Annotated in this window: 20 protein-coding genes; 13 read left to right on the top strand and 7 right to left on the bottom strand. The window is 69.1% G+C overall.

All coding sequences use genetic code 11. The features are described from left to right. Positions 1–22 precede the first annotated feature (22 nt). The gene (locus tag AVMA1855_RS24635) at positions 23–1,075 is read right to left on the bottom strand and encodes an ATP-binding protein (RefSeq protein WP_284413132.1); all 1,053 of its coding nucleotides are present in this window, start codon (positions 1,073–1,075) and stop codon (positions 23–25) included. Continuing rightward, positions 1,072–1,809 (bottom strand): response regulator, encoded by a 738-nt coding sequence (locus AVMA1855_RS24630; protein ID WP_284427710.1) that lies wholly within the window; start codon positions 1,807–1,809, stop codon positions 1,072–1,074. Before AVMA1855_RS24630 ends, AVMA1855_RS24635 begins: the two co-directional genes overlap by 4 nt. Before the next feature lie 147 nt (positions 1,810–1,956). Between AVMA1855_RS24630 and AVMA1855_RS24625 the strand changes: the two genes are divergently transcribed. From AVMA1855_RS24625 to xopAU, 3 genes are all read left to right on the top strand, one after another. Further along, positions 1,957–3,093, top strand: a complete 1,137-nt coding sequence (locus AVMA1855_RS24625) for an efflux RND transporter periplasmic adaptor subunit (RefSeq protein ID WP_284427709.1) — start codon at positions 1,957–1,959, stop codon at positions 3,091–3,093. A gap of 18 nt (positions 3,094–3,111) precedes the next feature. Beyond that, complete coding sequence (locus tag AVMA1855_RS24620; RefSeq protein WP_284427708.1) at positions 3,112–6,255, top strand: multidrug efflux RND transporter permease subunit; 3,144 nt, start codon at positions 3,112–3,114, stop codon at positions 6,253–6,255. A gap of 176 nt (positions 6,256–6,431) precedes the next feature. Next, positions 6,432–7,886, top strand: coding sequence for a XopAU family type III secretion system effector serine/threonine kinase (gene xopAU / locus AVMA1855_RS24615; protein WP_284427707.1), 1,455 nt, complete (start codon positions 6,432–6,434; stop codon positions 7,884–7,886). A gap of 163 nt (positions 7,887–8,049) precedes the next feature. Here the strand turns inward: xopAU and AVMA1855_RS24610 are convergent, their stop codons facing one another. The 5 genes from AVMA1855_RS24610 to AVMA1855_RS24590 form a co-directional block, all read right to left on the bottom strand. Then, positions 8,050–9,600, bottom strand: coding sequence for a hypothetical protein (locus tag AVMA1855_RS24610; RefSeq protein WP_284427706.1), 1,551 nt, complete (start codon positions 9,598–9,600; stop codon positions 8,050–8,052). 357 nt (positions 9,601–9,957) lie between these two features. After that, positions 9,958–11,289 (bottom strand): TolC family outer membrane protein, encoded by a 1,332-nt coding sequence (locus AVMA1855_RS24605; protein ID WP_284401959.1) that lies wholly within the window; start codon positions 11,287–11,289, stop codon positions 9,958–9,960. A 72-nt stretch (positions 11,290–11,361) separates the two neighbouring features. Next, the gene (locus AVMA1855_RS24600) at positions 11,362–11,706 is read right to left on the bottom strand and encodes a rhodanese-like domain-containing protein (protein ID WP_284427705.1); all 345 of its coding nucleotides are present in this window, start codon (positions 11,704–11,706) and stop codon (positions 11,362–11,364) included. Positions 11,707–11,734: 28 nt separating this feature from the next. Beyond that, positions 11,735–12,445 carry a protein-L-isoaspartate O-methyltransferase family protein gene (locus AVMA1855_RS24595; protein ID WP_284427704.1) on the bottom strand — a complete coding sequence of 237 codons (711 nt, stop codon included), beginning with the start codon at positions 12,443–12,445 and terminating at the stop codon, positions 11,735–11,737. A 31-nt stretch (positions 12,446–12,476) separates the two neighbouring features. Beyond that, entirely contained in the window at positions 12,477–13,172 is a 696-nt protein-coding gene (locus AVMA1855_RS24590) for a TetR/AcrR family transcriptional regulator (RefSeq protein ID WP_284427703.1), read from the bottom strand. A gap of 107 nt (positions 13,173–13,279) precedes the next feature. On the opposite strand from AVMA1855_RS24590, the gene msrA reads away from it, so the two are divergent. The 10 genes from msrA to AVMA1855_RS24540 all read left to right on the top strand — a co-directional run bounded on the left by msrA (position 13,280) and on the right by AVMA1855_RS24540 (position 21,069). Further along, positions 13,280–13,819, top strand: coding sequence for a peptide-methionine (S)-S-oxide reductase MsrA (gene msrA / locus AVMA1855_RS24585; RefSeq protein WP_284404166.1), 540 nt, complete (start codon positions 13,280–13,282; stop codon positions 13,817–13,819). A gap of 135 nt (positions 13,820–13,954) precedes the next feature. Continuing rightward, the gene (locus AVMA1855_RS24580) at positions 13,955–14,413 is read left to right on the top strand and encodes a hypothetical protein (RefSeq protein ID WP_284401968.1); all 459 of its coding nucleotides are present in this window, start codon (positions 13,955–13,957) and stop codon (positions 14,411–14,413) included. A 5-nt stretch (positions 14,414–14,418) separates the two neighbouring features. Further along, complete coding sequence (locus tag AVMA1855_RS24575) at positions 14,419–14,622, top strand: hypothetical protein (protein WP_284404168.1); 204 nt, start codon at positions 14,419–14,421, stop codon at positions 14,620–14,622. Positions 14,623–14,759: 137 nt separating this feature from the next. After that, positions 14,760–15,242 (top strand): Fur family transcriptional regulator, encoded by a 483-nt coding sequence (locus AVMA1855_RS24570; protein WP_284427702.1) that lies wholly within the window; start codon positions 14,760–14,762, stop codon positions 15,240–15,242. After that, positions 15,239–15,910: an ABC transporter ATP-binding protein gene (locus tag AVMA1855_RS24565; RefSeq protein ID WP_284427701.1), complete on the top strand. Its 672-nt coding sequence runs from the start codon at positions 15,239–15,241 to the stop codon at positions 15,908–15,910. Before AVMA1855_RS24570 ends, AVMA1855_RS24565 begins: the two co-directional genes overlap by 4 nt. Positions 15,911–15,921: 11 nt before the next feature. Then, a complete protein-coding gene (locus AVMA1855_RS24560; protein WP_284427700.1) occupies positions 15,922–17,172 on the top strand; it encodes an FtsX-like permease family protein in 1,251 nt (416 codons plus the stop codon). 88 nt (positions 17,173–17,260) lie between these two features. Further along, positions 17,261–17,521, top strand: a complete 261-nt coding sequence (locus AVMA1855_RS24555; protein ID WP_284427699.1) for a hypothetical protein — start codon at positions 17,261–17,263, stop codon at positions 17,519–17,521. Positions 17,522–17,630: 109 nt separating this feature from the next. Then, on the top strand, positions 17,631–18,164 hold the full coding sequence (locus AVMA1855_RS24550; RefSeq protein WP_284427698.1) for a DUF3299 domain-containing protein: 534 nt from the start codon (positions 17,631–17,633) through the stop codon (positions 18,162–18,164). A gap of 51 nt (positions 18,165–18,215) precedes the next feature. Beyond that, complete coding sequence (locus tag AVMA1855_RS24545; protein WP_284427697.1) at positions 18,216–18,641, top strand: hypothetical protein; 426 nt, start codon at positions 18,216–18,218, stop codon at positions 18,639–18,641. A gap of 211 nt (positions 18,642–18,852) precedes the next feature. Continuing rightward, the gene (locus tag AVMA1855_RS24540) at positions 18,853–21,069 is read left to right on the top strand and encodes a TonB-dependent receptor (protein ID WP_284427696.1); all 2,217 of its coding nucleotides are present in this window, start codon (positions 18,853–18,855) and stop codon (positions 21,067–21,069) included. The last annotated feature ends 404 nt before the right edge of the window (positions 21,070–21,473 follow it).

The following is a 21,473-nucleotide window of genomic DNA, read 5'->3' as shown; positions in this document are numbered from 1 at the left end:
GGCGTGCAGGCCGGTCCGGGTGTCAAACGGGCCACTGCAATGCAAAGGCCGATCCGCCCAGGCGAGAGGGCGCCCAGCTCGCCTGTCCCTCATGGGCCTGGGCGATGGCCTGCACCACGGCCAGCCCGAGGCCGCTGCCGGAAGATGGGCCGCGCGATGCCTCTCCGCGCTGGAAGGCATCGAACAGGCGGGCTGCGTCGTCGGCATTCAGGCCGGGGCCGCTGTCTTCCACGCACAGATGGCACATCTCGCCCTCCACCCAGTGGCGGATGCGCATGGGCCCTGGCGTGGCATGGCGCAGCGCATTCTCCAGCAAGGCCAACAGCGCCTGGCGGATTCGCACCGGGTCGCACAGCACCTCCTGGGGATTCAGATCCAGGGTCAACTCGAAGCCGGCCGCGCGCAACTGCGGCTCGAAGGCCTGTGCCACCGCGCCGACCTCGGCCGCCAGATCGGCCAGCTCCAGGTGCAGTTCCAGGTGGCCGCTGTCCTTGAGGCCGAGCAGGCGCAGGTCTTCGATCAGCCGGCCCAGGCCCTCGACGTTTTTCAGCAGGCCCTGGAACTGCGTCGGCGTGGGCTCGAACACCCCTTCCGTCATGCCTTGCAGGCGGCCGCGAAGGATCGTCACCGGGGTGCGCAATTCATGGGCAATGGCGGCATTCCAGAAGGCCCGCTGCTGCGCCATGTGCTGCAGCCTTTCCGCCATGCTGTTGAAGTCCCGCACCAGTTGCGCCGTTTCGCCCAGCGAGTGGTCGTCGGTGGTCGCCCGGGCCGACAGGTCGCCTTCGGCAATCCGGCGCAGGCTTTCGGCCACCGAGTTCAGCGGCACCACGATGCGGCGCGAGAGCTTGACCGCTGTGACCACCGCCAGCACGAGGGCGACGAGCACGGTGCAGAGCATCCACATCGCTTCGATGGGCGAGGGCGTGAGGTCATCCGAAATGCTGGAAGGCGAGAACGCCATCAACAGGGCGAAGAGCGCATAGGAGCCCAGCAGGAACAGCAGGGCGATGCCGATCGCCATCACTGCCAGGGAGACGACCAGCTGGCGGCGCAGGCCGTATGCCGCGGTCATGCCGCGATCCCCAGCCGATAGCCGACACCCCGCACGCTTGCCGGCACGCCTTCCAGCGAGATCAGCTCCAGCTTCTTTCGCAGCTTGCTGATGTGGCTGTCCACCGTGCGCTCCAGCGCATCGCTTTCCGGCAGGCAGGCCGCGAGCAGTTCCGCGCGGCTGAACACCCTCTTGGGTGCACGCGCCATGTGCGCCAGCAGATTGAATTCGGTCAGCGTCAGGTCCAGGGACTGCCGCTGGCCGTCCACCAGCACGCTGGCCTCCAGGGTCTCCGGATCGATCTGGAACGTGCCCACCCGCAGGATCTTCTGGGCCCGGCGTCCGTCCTGGTGGGCCGTGCGGCGCAGCACGGCCTGCACACGCGCCACCACCTCCGCCGGGTTGAACGGCTTGACGACGTAATCGTCCGCTCCCAGGCGCAGGCCCATGAGCTTGTCGATGTCCTGGTCCAGGGCGGTGAGCATGATCACGGGCGTGTCGCCCCGGTGGCGCAGCTCCGACAGGATCTGCCAGCCGCTCACCCGCGGCATCTGCACGTCCAGCAGCACCAGATCCGGCTTGAGCGACAGGTGCAGGTCCAGCGCGCTGCGGCCGTTCATGGCATGCACGACCCGCAAGCCGCTGCGGCGCAGGTAGGCGCACAGGATCTCGGCGATTTCCGTTTCGTCTTCCGCCACCAGGACGAGTGCGCCTGCGCTCGCGGGATCGGCGGGTGACGGGTGGGTGTCGGTCATGGCCCGGATTGTGCCGGCTTCGCCCACTGTTTTTTCTCTCCATTTTGGTTCCATGTTTCGTCCAGAAAAAACGGATGCGGCTTCTCCAGAATCGCGTCCCTGCTGGCGCTGCCGCGTCTGCCATGAATGCAAGTGAAGGACCGAAAGATGACGATGCGAGGATGGGGCGCCCTGGGACTGGGTTGCGCGCTGGCCGCCGGGTTGGTGGCGTGCAAACCGGCCGAGAAGAGGGCGGCGGCAGAGCCTGTACAGGTCACGGTGCTGGCCCTGAAGCCCGAGGCGGTCACCGTGCGCGAGGCGCTTGCCGGCCGCGTGGCGGCTGTCCGCTCGGCGGAGATCCGTGCGCAGGTGGGTGGCATCGTCCAGCGCCGGCTCTTCGAGCAGGGCGCGGACATCGCGGCCGGACAGCCGCTCTTTCAGATCAATCCGGCCCCGTTCCAGGCCGATGCGGACATGGCCGCGGCCGCCTTGCAGCGCACCCAGGCCGCATGGCGGCGTGCGCAGGCCCAGACGGCCCGGCTGGAGCCGCTGATGCGCGAGGGCGCGGTCAGCCGCCAGGATTACGACGACGCCGCCTCGCAGCGCGACCAGGCCGCCGCAGAGGTCGCCCAGGCCGAGGCAGTGCTGGCGCGCCGTCGCCTGGACCTGCGGTTCGCCCGGATCGATGCGCCCATTGCGGGTCGCATCGACCAGGCGCTCGTCACCGAAGGCGCACTGGTGGGGGCGACCGACGCCACGCCCATGGCCCGCATCCAGCAGATCGACAAGGTCTATGTGGATGTTCGCCAGCAGGCGTCGGCACTGGAGGCGCTGCGGGCCGGTGGCGCGCGCCTGCCCGTCCGCATCCTGCGGGCCGACGGGCAGTCCTATGCCCTGCACGGCCGGATCCTGTTTTCCGCCCTCCAGGTGGACCCGGGCACGGGCGACGTGCTGCTGCGCATCCAGGTGGACAACCCCGAGCGCCAGTTGCTGCCGGGCATGTTCGTGCGCGCGGAAGTCGTGAAAAGCCAGTACGCCGATGCCTTGCTGGTGCCCCAGCAGGCCGTGCAACGCGTGGAGGGCAGGGCGCAGGTATGGCGGGTGCAAGAGGGCGATGTCGCCCAGCCTGCCGAGGTGCAGCTGGGAGAGGCCATCGGGCCGGACTACCGCGTCCGAAGCGGGCTGGAGCCCGGCCAGCGCGTGGTGGTCGAAGGCATCGAGCGACTTACCGCCGGTGCGCAGGTCGCACCGAAGCCTTGGCAGCCGTCGGTATCGGCATCGGCCTTGCGTGCCGGCGCGCATTGAGCGGGCAGGGAGTCACAGATGCCCCAATTTTTCATTCGGCGGCCGGTGTTCGCCTGGGTGGTGGCCGCGTTCATCGTCCTGCTGGGCCTGATCGCGCTGCCGCAACTACCGATCGCCCGCTACCCCTCGGTGGCGCCGCCCGCGGTCACCGTGTATGCCACGTACCCGGGTGCGACACCGCAGGCCATGAACGACTCGGTCGTCAGCCTGATCGAGCGGGAGCTTTCCAGCGTCAAGAACCTGCTGTATTTCGAGTCGTCGGTGGACACCTCGGGCTCGGCACAGATCTCGGCCACCTTCAAGCCGGGCACGAACCCGGAGCTGGCGCAGGTCGATGTGCAGAACCGGCTCAAGGCGATCGAGTCGCGCCTGCCCCAGACCGTGCGCCAGAACGGCGTGACCGTCGAATCGGCCACGTCCAGCTTTCTGCTGATCGTGAGCCTCGTGTCCGAGGACGGCCGCCATGGCGAGCTGGCGCTGAGCGACTATCTCGCGCGCAACGGCGTGGAGGAGCTGCGCCGCATCGAAGGCGTGGGCCGGGTCCAGCTTTTCGGGGCGGAGCAGGCCATGCGCATCTGGGTGGATCCGGACAAGCTCATTTCATATGGGCTGTCGATGAACGACCTGTCCACCGCGCTGTCCCAGCAGAACGCACAGATCGCACCCGGCCGCGTGGGCGATTCACCCAGCCTTCCCGGCCAGCGCGTGACCATTCCGCTGACGGTGCAGGGCCAGTTGTCCACGCCCGAGCAGTTCGCCGCCGTGGTGCTGCGTTCGAACCGCGACGGCTCCGGGGTGGTCCTGGGCGATGTGGCGCGTGTCGAGCTGGGGGCGCAGTCGTACGGCTTCGCCACCCGCGACGACGGCAGGGCGTCGGCCGGGGCCGCGGTGCAGCTTTCGCCGGGCGCCAACGCCGTGCGCACCGCCGAAGCCGTGCACCAACGCCTGGCGGAGCTGGGCCGCGCGCTGCCGGCCGGCATGCGCTACACGACGCCCTTCGACACGGCGCCCTTCGTGAAGATCTCGATCGAGAAAGTGCTGCACACGCTGCTGGAGGCCATGGCGCTGGTGTTCATCGTGATGTTCGTGTTCCTGCAGGACGTCCGCTACACGCTCATTCCGGCCATCGTGGCACCCATCGCCTTGCTGGGCACCTTCGCGGTCATGCAGGTGGCGGGCTTTTCCATCAACGTGCTGACGATGTTCGGCATGGTGCTGGCCATCGGCATCATCGTGGACGACGCGATCGTGGTGGTGGAGAACGTGGAGCGGCTGATGGCGGCCGAGGGCCTGGGCCCCCAGGAGGCCACCGCCAAGGCCATGCGCGAGATCACGGGCGCCGTGGTGGGCATCACCCTGGTGCTGACGGCCGTGTTCATTCCCATGGCGTTCGCCAGCGGCTCCGTGGGGGCCATCTACCAGCAGTTCGCACTGTCGATGGCGACCTCCATCCTCATCTCCGCATTCCTTGCGCTGAGCCTCACGCCTGCCCTGTGCGCCACGCTGCTCAAGCCTGTGCAGGCCGGTCACCACGAAAAGCGCGGCTTCTTCGGCGGCTTCAACCGGCGTTTCGCCCGCCTGACCGATGCCTACGGCAGGCAGGTCGGCGGTCTGCTGCGCCGGCCGGCCCGCGTGATGGTGGGCTTCCTGGCCATCGTGGCCCTGTTGGGCTGGGCGTTCGTGCGGCTGCCTTCGGCCTTCCTGCCAGAGGAGGACCAGGGGTACTTCATGACATCCTTCCAACTGCCGGCCGACGCCACCATGGAGCGCACGCTGGACGTGGTCAAGGACTACGAGGCGCATGTCGCCGCGCGGCCCGGCATTGCCACCAACCAGACGGTGATCGGCTTCGGCTTCTCCGGCTCGGGGCCCAATTCGGCACTGGCGTTCACCATGCTCAAGGACTGGCCCCAGCGGGACGGAGCCACCGCGCAGGACGAGGTCTCGCGCGCCCAGCAGGCCATGGCCCACACCAGGGAGGGCACGGTGATGAGCCTGATGCCGCCGGCCATCGACGAGCTGGGCACGTCGTCCGGCTTCACGATGCGGCTGCTGGACCGCTCCCACCAGGGGCATGCGGCCCTCAAGGCGGCCGAGGCGCGGCTCATCGCGCTGGCCTCCGGCAGCCCGCTGCTGGCCAGCGTGTATGCCGACGGATTGCCCCCGGGTGCGAGCGTGCGCCTGGACATCGACCGCCAGAAGGCCGCGGCGCTGGGCGTGCCGTTTTCCGCGATCAGCGACACCCTCTCGGCGGCCTTGGGCTCGCTGTATGTGAACGACTTTCCCAACCGGGGGCGCATGCAGCAGGTGATCGTGCAAGCCGATGCCAAGGCGCGCATGCAGCTCGGCGACGTGTTGAAACTGCCCGTGCCCAGCGCCGGCGGTGGCATGGCACGGCTGGGCGAGGTGGTGACGCCGGTGTGGACCGAAACGCCGCTGCAACTGGCCCGCTACCAGGGCTACCCTGCCGCGCGCCTGTCGGGCAGCGCCGCGCCGGGCGTCTCCAGCGGCGCCGCGATGGCGGAAATGGAGCGCCTGGCCCGGCAGCTGCCGCCCGGATTCGCCATCGCCTGGACCGGGCAATCCCTGCAGGAGCGCCAGTCGGCCGCGCAGGCGCCGCTGCTGATGGCGCTGTCGATGCTGGTGGTGTTCCTGGTGCTGGCCGCCCTGTACGAAAGCTGGTCGATTCCTGCGGCCGTGATGCTGGTGGTGCCGCTGGGCTTGATCGGTGCTGTGGCGGCCGTGCTGCTGCGCGGGCTGCCCAACGACGTGTTCTTCAAGGTGGGACTGATCACGGTGATCGGGCTGTCGGCGAAGAATGCCATCCTGATCGTCGAGTTCGCCAAGCAGTTGCGCGAGCAGGGCCACGGGCTGGTCGATGCGGCCGTGACGGCGGCGCGGCTGCGGCTGCGGCCCATCCTGATGACCTCGCTGGCGTTCGCGCTGGGCGTCGTTCCGCTGATGCTGGCGACCGGCGCCAGCCAGGAAACCCAGCACGCCATCGGCACCGGGGTGTTCGGCGGCATCGTCACCGCCACGGTGCTGGCGGTGCTGTTCGTGCCGGTCTTCTTCGTGCTGGTCGTGGGCTTGCAGGAACGCTGGCAGCGCAGGCGGCCCGCGTTGCCCGCTCCGCCGCAGGCCGATACCGAAGGGCGGGCCTGACCGCCCGCCAAACACGCCTGGCGCTTCGGCCGGCCCTTGGGTGCCTGAGGCGCAATGGCACATGGAGGGGTGGATTCGGCCATCTGCGCATGGCTTCGCACCAGCGCACCTGACAGTTCAACGGCTGGTATTTAGTGTTGCCCTTTGCCGCATCCAACTTCCAGCACGCGCCCAGCATGATCACCCCACCCTCAACGGGAAGCGCCCCCAAGGGCGTGGAGGACACCCGGAGATCCGACAGCCAGACGCCACAGCCGCCAACGAACCGCAGTCTTCCTGCCCCCAAGGCCGGCCACGCGTCGCTCCTGCTGGAGCGAAGACGGCTGAAGCTGGGCGAGCGGGCCGGGGAGGGGTTGCGGTTCAATGCGCAGCTTCCCGCGCTCGGCAACCGCATGGCCGGGGGGTTCAGCCCCCGCTCGTTGCCGGGGAGCGGCAGCCCGTTGTCGACGCCCCGGTCCAGCCCGGGCGATAAGGCGTTTCCCAGCCCGCCCTCGATCCTTGCCTCCCTGCTGGACCCGCCCACGCCGGTTTCCCGCCATCGGACTTCGGATCCATGGAACGCGCTCAGCGCCCTGGGAAAGGAGCGAAGGTTGCAGAGCATGAGGCGTTCGACCAGCCCTGGCGTGGTGCTCAGCCCGCGTCTGGTGAACGAGTTGAGCCAGCAGGGCGGCATGCCGGAACGGATGGAAAGACTGGCCGCATTGAAACCGGGTGCAGCGGAAATCAGCAATGGGTTTGCCGCCATTGCGCTGGAGCCCTCGTGCGAGGGATTGCCTCAGGCCGCGCATGGCATGCAGCGGCTCGGCGTGGGTGCCTCTGGGGTGGCCTACGCCGTGCGACTGGCCGAGAACTTCTGGCGCGAGGGCAAGGACTGCGGGCGGGACTTCGTGTTCAAGGCGATGCTGTGCACCGACCCCGGCCACCCGATGTCGCGCAAGTTTTTCGACACGCTGCCAGAGGGCGCCAACAGCCTGGCCGACGCGATCGAACAGGAGAAAGCCAAGATCTACAAGGAATTCCAGGTCGCCGCATCCCTCGGAGAAACCGCCCAGGTGATGCGGGTGTATGGCTTGATTCAGATCGACGCCCTGTTCGGGATCTTGCTGGAGAAGATCGAAGGCCCCGCGGTCCACCAGGTGATCGACCGATCCCGCCACGCCCTGGACCAGGGGTTCATCAGGCCGCTGGACTACCTGGCCCTCGGGCGGCAGATGGTGGCGGACGTCCTGATCGGGGCTTCCCGGTTTGCCGACGAAGGCTTGGTGCACCAGGACATCTCGCACAACAACGTCATCTACGACGAGCACCAGAAGATGTTCCGGCTGATCGACATGGGTCTGGGCCGCGAGGAGGGCGAACCCAGCCAATTGGGCACTGCGGGCTACTTCGAAATGCGGCCATCAGCCAGCCACCACAAGCGCGACGTTTACAGCGTGGCCCAGTTGCTCGTGCATTTCCTGAAAACGCCGGCCCGCGCGATGGGGCTGATCGGCCTCAGCAATGCCTCCTCGGTAGAGACATTTCCATTCATGGATGCGTTGAAGACTTTGCCGGCACAAAGCAAGGAGGGCATCGTGCAGTTCTTCAACCGCATGGTCACCAGGCGGCTGGACGAGCGCCCCAGTGCCTAAGAACTGTTGCGTGACCCGTTTTTCAGCGAACTGCCGCCACGAGACGAGGTCCATGCCATCTATCAGCGATCGAAGCGCCCGGCTTGAAAACACACTGCCGAACGCATTTCGGCAGATTCACTGCACCAACGTGGGCCCCGATACGGGATGGGATGGCCTCCGGTCATGGCACTGCGGTACACCGGCGGCGGCTGGCCAGTTGGCCGCCAGACCGCCATGTCTGCAATTGCTCCGGCACCCCGTGCAGACGCTGGCTGCAGTACACGTCCAGCCAGCTTAGATGCGAATCGAAGGAAAAGATGGCCACCCCTTCCTTGCGCTGCAGCAGGCTGACGAAACCGCGTCCGGCCTGGTCCTCCTGCCGCGCGACGGTATCGGGAACCAAGGTGAACGCACCCAGCGAATACAACCGGTATCGCTCACGCACGGCGGCATTGCTGAACGGCGGGTAGACCGCCTCGAACGGGAAGGCGGCGCCCCAGACCACAATCGATCCCGACGGCAGCGAATCCAGTTCTCTGCGCGCCTGTTCGTCCTTGTGCTGCAAGGCTTGCCACAAGCCGACGGCCATCCAGGCGCTCAATACGGCAGCCACCATCACCGTGGCGAAGACGACGGGGCGCCGCCGATGGCGCTCAGCATCGTTGAAGAGCAACGGCGCGACGGCCAGCAGGGCCATCAGCGGCACATACACGCGCAGGACGCCAGGCCGGCCGAGCAGCCCCATCATGAATACGGCCGCGATGCACAGCAACCAAGTGGCGGCCACCTTGCGATTCGGCAGCAGCAGGCCCAGCAAGAACGCTGCGGCCAGCGAGACCCGAAGATCCGGCTGCCACAGCGCGCGGATTCCTTCCCAGCCCGAGGCCAGCGCATTGGTGCGCAGCGCCAAAAAGCCGACATCGGCCAGCATGGCTTTCAAGGCCATGGGGTCGGCCAGGCGCGGGTCGGAGAAGAACCAGTTGCCCACCAAAGCCAGGTCGTTGGCCGTGTAGCCGTGCCGGTCCAGGATCTCGGGACGGGTGATGAGATGTTGTCCGGCGCCGAAATCGGTGAATGCCGCCCGCACCAGGTTCAGGTCGTTGAAATCCTTCCACTCCGGCGCCCTGTAGGCCTGCCAGTCCAGCCATGCGGCAGCCAGCAGGGCCAGGGCGAGCACGGCGAAAGCCCAGCGTGGCGCGTGGCCTCGTGCCAGCGCACGCCAGGGCAACAGGGGCAGGGCGACCAGCATGACTAGCATGCATTCATGGCTGCGCACCATGGCGCTGAGAAACAGCAGGCCGACGCTCAGCCAAAGCACCGGCATCTGTCTCGCCTGGGCGTACATGTTCAAGCAGATGACGGCGGCAACCGCCATCAAGCCCGCATTGACCGTGAACTGGGGGAGCAGCAACGGCCGGACCAGCAGGAAAACGACCACGCTTCCCCCCAGCCACCAGCCGTGTCCGAGGCTCCGCAGGCCGTACAGCACGGCCGTGCCGACCGAAACGAGAACCGCGAACGTCGCCACCACATAGCCGCTGATGCCGCCCAGCGAAGGGATGAGGCGCACGATGTGGCCCCAGACCACATTGGAAAAAATCAGGTTCGGCGAGCCGCTGGCGGCCATGCCGTAGCCGTGCGCCACCATCGCCATGCCGACGTCGTCATTGGTCTCCCAGCGTGGCGGATGGGTGACGCACAGTGCCAGCACCGCCAGGGACACGGCCAGCAACGCGCCCAGCCACCAGCGGTGTGCGGCGGGGAGCGGCTCAGCCACGGGCTTCATTCGGCACGCACCAAGGTGTTCGTGGCAGGCCGGACAGCCGACCGCCCGGTGAACGCAGATGCAGACCGTTCAAACGCCGGGGATCCACCCATGGTGCGTTCCGCCAGGCACGTTGTCGATGCGCAGCGCGGTCGGTGCCACAGCACGCGGCGTTGGGTCGAAGCAGAAAAGTCATATTTTCTCAATGGTGGGGGCGGCACCGCCGATGCCTTCGAACGCCAGTGTCCCAGGCTCGGCAGCTGCCTTTCAACAGTCGCAATGGCAGGATGCAGACGGTGGACGGGCCAAGGGCCGGCAGCGCTCTCAGCGCACCGTCAGCGCATCAATGGCCAGCAGATCGTCCTGCGACAGCGTGCCTGCCGCCTGGCGCAGCTTGAGCGTGCCCAGCAGCACGTTGTAGCGCGCCTGGGCGAGGTCGCGCTTGGTCTGGTAGAGCTGGCTTTGGGAGTTGAGCACGTCGATGTTGATGCGCACGCCCACCTGGTAGCCCAGCTGGTTGGCCTCCAGCGCGCTCTGGCTGGAGGCTTCGGCCGCCTCCAGGGCGCGCACCTGGCCCTGGCCGGACTGCACGCCGTAGAACGCGGCGCGCGTGGCCTGCGCCACGGTGCGGCGGGCGTTGTCCAGGTCGGCCAGCGCCTTGTCTTCGAGCGACAGGGTTTCCTTCACGCGGTTCTGCACCGAAAACCCCGCGAACAGCGGCAGCGTGAGCTGCACACCCACGGTGGTGTTGTTGGTGCGGGAGTTGACGTTGGGAATGGTCGGCGTGCCTTTGGGGTTGCGCGAGACACTGTAGCCGGCCTGCAGGTCCACGGTGGGCAGGTGGCCGGTTTCGGCCTTCTTCGTCTCCAGGCGGGCCACGTCGAGCGCGATGGCGGCCTGGCGCACCTGCGGCTGCAGTTCTTCAGCCGAGCGCACCCAGGTGCCCACGTCGGCGGGGGCGACCTCGGGCAACTGCACGGGCTGGGCCAGCGGCTGCGGCGCCACGCCGGGGCGGCCCACCACCTGGTCGAGCGCCAGTTGCTTCACGCGCAGGTCGTTGTCGGCGGCGATCTCCTGGGCGACGACCAGATCGAAGCGCGCCTGCGCCTCGCGTGAATCGGTCACGGTGGAGGTGCCCACCTCGAAGTTGCGCTTGGCCGATGCCAGTTGCTCGGCCACTGCGGCTTTCTGGGCCTGCACGAAGGTGAGGGTGTCGCGCGCGGCCAGTACGTCGAAATACGCCTGGCTGACCCGCACGATGAGGTCCTGCGCCACGCCTTCGAGTTGGGCCTGCGCGATGTCGATGCCGCGCTGGCCCTGCTCGAAGGTGATGCGGTTGGCCGGGCGGTACAGCGGCTGCGAGGCGGTGAGGCCCACACTCTGGCTGGGGGCGCTCAGGTCCACCGGCGGGCGATTGACTTCCGTCTTGGCGTAGTTGGCCCCGGCGGAGAGGCCGGCGCTGGGCAGCAACCCGGCCCGGGCCTGCTCGGCGCGGCTGCCGGCGGCGTCGTACTGCGCCTTGGCGGCCTGGAAGGGCGCGTCATAGCCGCGCGCCATCTCCACCAGCTGGGACAGGCTCTGGGCCTGCGCGCCGAAACTGGCGAGCGCAGCGGCCACGGCCAGGGACAAGGGAATGCACCGAAGCAAGGTCGTCATGAACGTCTTTCAGGAAAAGGAAGGCGTGGCGCCCCACGCTGCCGGGCCCGATGCCGCGGCCACGGGGATCGATCAGTACCGGGGGACCGCCGCGTCGCGCTCGTGCGACCAGGCATCGATGCCGCCGCTGATGTTGGCCACGCGGTCGAAGCCCTGCTGGTCGAGGTAGTTCGCCACGCGCAGGCTGCGCACGCCGTGGTGGCACAGGCAGGCGGTGGGGCGATCGCGGTCCAGTTCGGCCAGGCGCGAGGGCAACTCGCCCATCGGGATGGCGGCCACATCGAACCCGTCCTCGGCGGCGACGCTCGCGGTCTGCAGCTCCCACGGCTCGCGCACGTCCAGCACCAGCGGGCGGGCACCGACGGGGGTGGCGGCGAGCCACTCGGTGAGCTGGGCGGGGCGGACGTGGTCGATCATGCGGATTCCTGAGAAAGACGAAAGGGGATCAGAAGGTGAAGCGCGATGGCTCGGGGAAGTGCAGCAGGCGCGGGGCGATGGTGTCCCACGGTTGCGTGGTCTCGAAACGGTCGCCGATGCGGCGGATGAACGTGGCGCGCATCATCGGCTCCTGGCCCACGATGGCGGCGAGCCGTCCGCCTTCGCTCAGTTGCGACAGCAGGGCCTGCGGCACGTCGCTCACCGAGCCGCTGAGCACGATCACGTCGAAGGGGCCTTGCTCCGCCGCACCCTGGGCGCCATCGGCCTGTCGCACCTCGGCGTTCAGGACGCCGGCGCTGCGCAGGTTCTCGCGGGCGAATTCGACCAGATCGGGCTCGATCTCCAGCGCCAGGACCTGCGCGGCGCGATGGGCCAGCAGGGCCGCCATGTAGCCCGAGCCGGCGCCGATCTCCAGCACCCGGTCGGTCGGCTTGACCTGCAGGTCCTGCAGCAGGCGGGCTTCCACGCGCGGGGCCAGCATGCACTGGCCCAGGCGCTGGGCCAGTTCGTTGGAGGCGTTGAGGGGGATCTCCATGTCCATGAACGCCATGCTGCGGTAGGCGGGCGGCACGAATTCCTCGCGGCGAACCACGGACAGCAGGTCCAGCACGTCGGTGTCCAGCACGTTCCAAGGGCGGATCTGCTGCTCGATCATGTTGTAGCGGGCCTGCAGGATGGGATCGCTGATGTTGGCGGACGTGTTCAGGGGCATGTTCATGGGGTTACTCCGGGCGGGATCGTGGATCGGGTCAACCCTCGATTTTAGGGGCCGCGGGCGGCGCGGCCACCGGCACGCAGAGCCCACAAAGGAGGTTGTCCACCTGCGCGGCGATGAAGCGCTCGGGTGTGAGCCGCTCCAGGTCGGGCATGCAGGCGGTGGAGTGCTTCCACATCGTCATGAAGATGAGCGGCGCCAGCACGACGTGGATGCCGCAATCCATGTCGGGCACGCGGAACTCGCCCCGGTCCACACCGCGCTGCAGGATGCGGCCGATGAGCCGCTGGCCGGGCTCGACCACTTCGTTGCGGTAGAACGCCACGATGTCGTGAAAGTTGTTGGATTCGCCGAGCATCAGCTTGGTGATGCCGGAGGCGGGCGTGGCGCCGATGCGTTCCCACCACAGCTGGTAGGCGTAGCGCAGCAGCTCGGCGGTGCTGTGGGGGTACTGGTCGATCTCCAGGTCCCATTCGGGGAAATGGCGGCCGATGTTCTGGCGCACCACCTCCTTGAAAAGGTCTTCCTTGCTGGGGAAGTACAGGAACAGCGTGCCCTTGGACACCCCGGCGCGGGCCGCGACCTCGTCCACCTTGGTGGCGGCGTAGCCCTTCTCGACGAAGAGCTCCAGCGCGGCGTCCAGCAGTTCGCCCGGCCGTGCCTCCTTGCGGCGCTCGCGCTTGGAGGCCTCGGTGGACGGCGGGGGGGCGGGGGAGGGGGACGAATTCATAATTAATGACTGACTGGTTAGTAATGTAGCAATCCCGCAGAGCAGCGTCAACGCGGTGGGACTTCCATAATGGCCCGATCGCCACTCCTACCCTGTAAGACCATCCCATGACACTGCAAACCATCACCCTGGGCGGCGGCTGCTTCTGGTGCACCGAAGCCGTGTTCGACCGCGTTCGCGGCGTGACCGACGTGGAAAGCGGCTACGCCAATGGCCGCGAACCCAACCCCACGTACGAGGACGTCTGCACCGGCACCACCGGCCATGCCGAGGTGGTGCGGCTGACCTTCGACCCCGCGGTGATCGCGCTGCGCGACCTGCTGGAGATCTTCTTCGCCACGCACGACCCCACCACGCTGAACCGCCAAGGCAACGACGTGGGCACGCAGTACCGCAGCGGCATCTACACCGAGACCCCCGAGCACCAAAGCGAAGCCGAGGCGATGGTGCGGCAGATGTCGCAGGACAAGCTCTTCGGCGCCCCGATCGTGACCGAGGTGGTGCCGCTCAAGGGCTACTGGCCGGCCGAGGATTACCATCAGGACTACTTTCTGAACCACCCCGGCCAGGGCTACTGCGCCTTCGTGGTGGGGCCCAAGGTGGAGAAATTCCGCAAGACGTTCACCCGGTTCCTGAAGCCGGACTGAGCCGGCGGCGCCCCGGTGGCCTGCGGTCGCGGGCCATTGATTCAACCAATAGTTACATAATTCATCAGCAAAATCCTTCGATTTCTATCTAGACTTGCGCCCTGTCAAAACAAGGACTCAGGCGGAGGTCGAACCGTGTCGGCAGGTGCAGAGAATGAACCCCGGTGGCTGGACTATTGGCGGGAGAACATGGAGGCGCTCGGGATTCCCGTGCCGGCCACCGCGTTCCCGAATTACGCGTTGATCGTGGGCACGATCAAGACCCTGGTGGACGCCGCCCGTGTGCACGGGCCGCGGGTGACGGTGGGCGAGCTGGTCGTCGCCGGCACGCTGCCCGAGCGCCTGGCCATGCTGGGGGCATTGGGCGTGGCCTACTTCGCCGGGGCGGCGGTGGGCAGCGCGGCCGTGGCCACCGGGCGAGTGATCTCGGGCGGCACCGGGCTGTCGGACGTGCTGTTCTACGCGTCGCGCCACGGCTTTCTCAACCCGCAGGTGGGCACGGTGCTGCAGACCCACCCGCAGATCTACCAGCGCCGGCATGCGGGGCGCATGACCCTGGCGCTGTCCCCCCAGAGCCTGTCGCGGGCGAGGTGATCTCCATGGCCCCATCTTCTTCTTTCAAGGACGGCGCGTACCTGCTGGTGACGGCATTGGCGTGCGCGGGTGCGTCCTGGCTGGCCTTCGCATTTTTCGGGGAGGCGGTGTTCTACGGACTCTTCGGCCTCTCCTGGTTGGCCCTCAGCCTGGACAACGTGCGGCTGCGGCGCCAGCTCCGGAAACTGCAGGACGGGCAGGCGCCGTAGCGGCCGGGTGGGGCCAGCGGGCCACCTGCCAGACGGCCGAACGGGAAGGGCGGTCCGGTCAAAGCTGCCATAATGCAACCCGTTTGCGTTACCAAGCCATCCCCGGCGCCTTTTGCGCGCGCCGCCGGCCGCCCGCCATGCCCCGTTCTCCCCACCCCGATCCGTCCGCGCCCCGCGCCCTGCCGCCCGGCCTGCGTTCCACCCGCGCCACGCGCGCGCTGCTGGCGCTGATGTCCTCGCAGCCCTCCGTCGCAGTGTCCGGCGCGGAGGTGGAATCCGCCCTGGCCCGGCGGGGCGTGGTGGTCAACCGCGTCACGGTCTACCGGGTGCTGGACCGGCTGGCCAGCGCCGGGTTGATGCGCCGGCACATCGATGCCCAGCGCGTGGCCCGCTACACCCTGGTGAGCCACAAGAGCGAGCCGGCCGCGCCACATTTCGAGTGCAACGACTGCCACCGGCAGTTTCCTGTGACCGAGGGCGCGGCCCCGCTGCAGGCGGCCGCGCGCCAGATGCTGAAGGCCCTGGCCTCGGCCGGCCACGACCGCCTGGCGCTGGACATCGCCGTGCGGGGCCGGTGCGCCGTGTGCGCGCAAACCGCGCACCCCGGGGACGGCGAGTGATCCGCACGCAGGCGCTGGCCTTCGCCCACGCCGGCACCGCACCGCTGCAGTTTCCTGATGTGGACCTGCCGCAGGGCGGCTGTCTGCTGCTGCAGGGCCGCTCCGGCTCGGGCAAATCGACCTGGCTGGCCCTGGTGGCCGGGCTGCGCCGCGCGAGCGCCGGCACGGTGGAGGTGGCGGGCCAAGCGCTGGACCGCCTGAGCGGCGCGGCGCGCGATGCCTGGCGGGCGCGCCACATCGGCTTCGTGCCGCAGACCCTGCACCTGAGCGCCGCGCTCACCGTGGCCGAAAACCTCGCGCTGCCGTACTTCGCCGCCGGGCTGCCGCGCGATGCCGCCGCCATCCACGCCGCGCTCGACCGCCTGGGCGTGGCCGACCTGGCGGGCCGCCGGCCGCATCAACTGTCGGGCGGGCAGGCGCAGCGCGTGGCCCTGGCGCGCGCCGTGCTGCTGTCGCCCCGGGTGCTGCTGGCCGACGAGCCCACCGCCAGCCTGGACGACGAAGCCGCCGCCGATGCGCTGGCGCTGCTCACGGCCTGCGCCGAGGCGTGCGGCGCCAGCCTGGTGGTCGCCACGCACGACCGGCGCGCGGCGCAGGCCCTGGCGGACCGGCCGGGCGCCCAGCGCCTGGATCTGAATGAAATCGGCCTGCAGGGCAATCAACCCTAGGGCATATCGCTATGAAAAATATAGCAAACGTCCTGGGCCTTTCGTGGCGCTACCTGTGGTCGCGCCCGCTGCCAGCCGCGCTCAACCTGCTGCTGCTCGCGCTCGGCCTCGCCGCGGTCACGCTGGTGCTGCTGGTCAGCCGCCAGATCGACCAGGCGTTCGAGCGCGACGTGCAGGGCATCGACCTGGTGGTGGGCGCCAAGGGCAGCCCGCTGCAGTTGATCCTGGCGGGCGTGTTCCACATCGACGTGCCGCCCGGCAACATCGCCCTGGCCGACTTCGAGGCGCTGGCCCGCCAGCCGCTGGTGGCCGAGGCCATTCCGCTGAGCCTGGGCGACAGCTTCTCCGGCTACCGCATCGTGGGCACCACACCCCAGTACCCCGCGCACTACGGCGCAGCGCTGGCCCAGGGCCGCCTGTGGCAGCAGCCCATGGAGGCCGTGCTGGGCGCAACGGTGGCGCGCGCCATGGCCAGCGCCGCGCAGGATGCCGCGCCGGGGCAGGGCGACGCGCTGCTGGGCCGGCGGTTCGTGGGCAGCCATGGCCTGGCCGGCGGCGGGCACGCGCACGGCGACCATCCCTACACCGTGGCGGGCGTGCTCGCGCCCTGCGGCTGCGTGCTGGACCGGCTGGTGCTCACCGCCACCGAATCCGTGTGGAAGGTGCACGAAAGCGCGCAGGCCGACGACCCCGACGACCTGGAAGCGCTGCGCCAGGAGCGCGAGGTGACGCTGGCGCTGGTGCGCTACCGCAGCCCGCTCGCGGCCGTGACCCTGCCGCGCTACATCAATGCCAATACCCCCATGCAGGCCGCCGCGCCCGCCGTCGAGGTGACGCGCCTGCTGCGCCTGCTGGGCGTGGGCGCCGACGTGCTGCAGGCCTTCGGCGCGGTGCTGCTGGGCGTGGCGGCTTTGAGCGTCTTCATCGCGCTGTGGAACGCCGTGCGCGAACGCCGCGCCGACCTGGCCATGCTGCGCATGCTTGGCGCCTCGCCCGCGCGCGTGGGCGGCCTGCTGCTGGCCGAGGCGCTGTGGCTGGCGCTGATCGCCTCGGCCCTGGGCCTGGCCGCCGGCCATGCGCTGGCGGCCGTGGTGGGCTGGATGCTGCAGGCGCAGAACGCCATGCCCGTCACCGGCGCGCTGTGGCTGCCCGAGGAATGGGCCGTGCCCGGCCTCGCGGTGGCCGTGGCGGTGGTGGCGGCGCTGCTGCCGGCCGTGCAGGCGTACCGGGTGGACGTGGCCGACCTGCTGGCGCGGCCCTGACCTGGAATGCCTGGATGCCTCGATGCCTGGACGGCCCCGAACCCTTTCCCCTGTTTTTGTCACCCACCTCCCTGAAAGGACTTCTTCCATGACCGCCACCTCCCGACTCCGCGCCCTGGCGCTCACGCCGCTCTTGCTGCTGGCCGCCGTTGCCGCCCAGGCGCAGCAGCATTCCGACGCCGATACCCGGGCCGACATCCAGCGCCACCGCGCCATGGCCGCCGCGCACGAGGCCGCCGCCAAGTGCCTGGAATCCGGCAAGGGCCACGACACCTGCGAGAAGGAACTGCAGGCGGCGTGCAAGGGCCTGGCGATCGGCAAGTTCTGCGGCATGAAGCACCAGCATTGATCGCGATTCGATCCGTCGCATGCGCCCCTGCCCGGCGGGGCGCTGCGACAATCGCACCGGCCGGGCAGGGCGCCCGGCCGCCGTTCGCCGCCTTTTTGAGGACCCCCGCATGAAAGCCATCCCCCTCGCATTCGCCTGCCTGCTGGCCTGCGGCGTGGCCGGCGCGCAGGCGCCGGACGGTGCCGGCGCGGCGCTGTCGTCCCCGCTGGGCGGCGGTGGGCTGCCCCCGGGCACCGGCGCGGGCTACCACAGCCCGCAAAGCCCGATCAAGCCGCTGCCCACGCGCAGCGACGTGGTCCCCTGGTCCACGCTGACCAACCTGCAAAAGAAAACCCTCAAGACCCGCATCGAGCCGGTCTTCAACCCCGAACAGAAGGCGCTGAACCAAACCGTGCAGCGCGTGCAGGGCTTCATGGTGCCCATGACGGCCAAGCCGCAGCAGCGGCACTTTTTGCTCACCTCGGTGCCGCTCACCTGCGCCTTCTGCATTCCCGGCGGGCCGGAGAGCATGGTCGAGGTGAAGGCCTCGTCCCCCGTCACGTATTCGCTCGAACCCGTGGTGGTCGAGGGCCGCTTCGAGACGCTGCGCAACGACGAGTACGGCCTGTTCTACCGCATGGTCGACGCCAGGCCCGTCCCGTGATGCGAGCGCTTCGCTGACACAGCGCCCCGACCCGCCGCCCCCACCTTCCCCATGACACCCGCGCGCCCGCAGACACTGCCGCACCGCCGATGCATCGCCGTCTGGTGGATCGCGTTCGCGCTGCTGCTGGCGCCGTTGCTCGGCCGCATGCACCAGGTGGTGCACGGCGGGGCGTCGGGCCTCGCCTCGGCTTCCGTCTCCTGGCCGGCGGGCGTGGCGCACCATGCCACGGCGCCCACGGCGCCCGATGCGCGGCCAGGGCAGGGCGGCGACGCACTCCACGCGTTGTTCGCCGGCCACCATGGCGCCGACTGCCAGTTGCTGGACCAGCTGCTGCTCGGCGGCGCGCTGCTGGCGGCCCTGGTGCTGCCGGCGGCCCACGGCGCCGCGCAGGCACCGCTGCCGGAGCACCCCTCGCACACCGGCACGCGCCAGCGTTCGGCCTTTCTCGCCCGCGCGCCCCCTACACAGGGCTGAAGCGCGGCCCCCTGCGGCCACCGGCCGCCATACGGGGCTACTCCTTTTTTGATAGCTACCTGCCCTAGATGAATATGCGCTGGTGGCACTTTTTGGCCTGACTGCCTGCACAGCGATGGGGCCGTCCCGCCAGCCTGGGCGTGGTCCGGGCGGGCGCGGATGGAGCCGCGCGTGCGGGCCGCCGCTCTCTTTTTTCGTGAAGCCTTTGTCCATGAACTCCCACACCTCCACCGTGCGCGCCCCCCGAACCGCCGCTTCGCGCCGTGCCACGTTGCGCCCCCTGGCCTGGGCCGCACTCCTTGCGCTGGGTGGCCCCGGCCTGGTGCCGGCCGTGCATGCCCAGTCGGCCGCCGCCATCGCCCAGGCACCTGCCGAACCCGCACCCACGGGCATCCCGGCTGCCAGCGCATCCACGCCCACGCCTACCGCGCGCCTGCCCGAGGTGACCGTCACCGGCAACCCGCTGGGTGCCGCCACCGTGGTCGCGCCGGCCGCGCAGCTGTCGGGCGATGCACTCACCCTGCGCACCCAGTCCACCCTGGGCGAGACGCTGGACGGCCTGCCGGGCGTGAGCAGCACCTACTTCGGCCCCAACGCCAGCCGCCCCATCATCCGGGGCCTGGACGGCGACCGCATCCGCATCCTGCAAAACAGCGGCGCCACGCTGGACGCCTCGGCCCTGAGCTTCGACCATGCCGTGCCCACCGAGGCGCTGGTGACCGAACGCATCGAGGTCCTGCGCGGCCCGGCGGCGCTGCTGTACGGCGGCAGCGCCGTGGGCGGCGTGGTCAACGTGATCGACAACCGCATCCCCCGCGAGCCCATCAACGGCGTGGCCGGCAAGGCCGAGGCGGCCGCCGCCACGGGCAATGGCGAGCGCTCGGGCGGCGCCATGGTGGAGGGCGGCAACGACCGCTATGCGCTGCACGTGGACGTGTTCGACCGCGACACCGACGACGTGCGCGCCCCGGCCGACCTGGCCTGCGAAAAGCCCGGCTCGCCGGGCCTGGCGCGCCGCATCTGCAACTCCGCCAGCCACACGCGCGGCGGCGCGGTGGGCGGCACGGTGTTCTTCGACCGCGGCTACCTGGGCGCCTCGGCCAGCACCTACCGCAACGACTACGGCACCGTGGCCGAGGACGACGTGACCATCGGCATGCGCTCCAACCGCTACGCGCTGGACGGCGAGTGGCGTATCGACGCGGGCCCGCTGCAAAGCATCAAGATGCAGGCCAGCCACACCGACTACGTGCACACCGAATTCGAGGGCGGCGAGGCCGGCACCACCTTCCGCAACCGGGGCAACGACCTGCGGCTGGAGGCGAAGCACGCGCCGCTGGGCGCGCTGCAGGGCGTGATCGGCCTGCAGGCCGAATCGTCGCGCTTCTCGGCGGTGGGCGAAGAGGCCTTCGCGCCCTACAGCCGCAGCCGGTCCACCGCACTGTTCGCGCACGAGGAACTGGCCACAGGCTGGGGCAAGCTGACCTTCGGCGCCCGCACTGAGCAGGTGAGCGTGGAATCGTTCGGCAGCGCCGACACCGACCGCCTCGACACCGGCAAGCACACCTTCCACCCCCACAGCGCGGCGGTGGGCGCGCTCGTGAACCTGGCACCCGACTGGCAGCTGACCTCCAACCTGTCGTACACCCAGCGCGCACCCAAGGACTACGAGCTGTTCGCCAACGGCCCGCACATCGCCACCGGCGCCTGGGAGACGGGCGACAGCCGCCTGGGCCTGGAGAAGGCGACCAGCATCGACGTGGGCGCCGCCTGGAAGAGCGGGCCCCAGCGATTCGCCGTCACCGCGTTCTACAGCCGGTTCTCCAACTACATCGGCCTCACGCCCACGGGCGCCAGCCTGACGGAAGACGGCGAGCGCGTGCCCGCCGGCACGGACGGTGCGCTGCCCGAGTACCGCTACCAGGGCGTGCGCGCCAAGTTTTACGGCCTGGAGGCGAGCGGCAGCGTGCGCCTGGTGGGCGAGAGCGGGCTGGCCGGCGCCACATTGTTCGGCGACACGGCATCGACGCTCGACCTGCAGTTGCGTGGCGACCTCGTGCGCGCCACCAACGAGGACACGGGCGAGCCGCTGCCGCGCATCGCGCCGCTGCGCCTGGGCAGCACGCTGGCCTGGGCCAGCGGCCCGTGGCGCGCCGGCGTGGGCTTTGACCACCTGGCCGCCCAGGACCGCGTGCCCAGCGACGGCACCCGCACCACCGGCGCCTACACGCTGTGGAACGCCTCGGTGGGCTACCACCAGCAAGTGCAGTTCGGCGCCACGCGCAGCAACCTGCTGTGGTACGCGCGGCTCGATAACATCACCGACAAGCTGGCCTACAGCGCCACGTCGATCCTGACGACCACCGCGTTCCCGAAGTCGCCGCTGCCGGGGCGCAGCCTGAAGGTGGGGGTGAAGGCGACGTTCTGAGCGGGCGCTGACCTAAAGAAGGGGTGCTTGAGTTGACAACGATGGAACATCCTAGTTAGGGATAGTCGGTGAGAGCTACGGCAGAATGCAGAAAACAGGCAGTAGTGCTATGGAGAAGTCGATGAAACCACCCCAAGTCAAACCATCCCAGCGTCGCTCAACCTTATCAAATATACCCAGCGATTGGAAAGACAGCAGGGTAGTAGTTGCCGCGCTGTCAGTAGCAGGCACAGCAACACTGTTTGCAACTGTTATCATGCCGCTTTCCAATACACTATAGGGAACCTCTCAAAACCCATCCGGTCCCTTGTTGATCGAGAACGCGTGCTCCATCCTTTGCCATGATCACTCCCCGTAGCGCCCTGAAGTTCGACCTGTTCGCTGAGGCCTCGCGCCAACACAAG

This window comes from Acidovorax sp. SUPP1855 (assembly GCF_030158955.1).
Lineage (GTDB): Bacteria > Pseudomonadota > Gammaproteobacteria > Burkholderiales > Burkholderiaceae_C > Paracidovorax.
The sequence above is the reverse complement of the archived record's forward strand: the minus strand, read 5'-3'. Positions and strand labels throughout refer to the sequence as shown.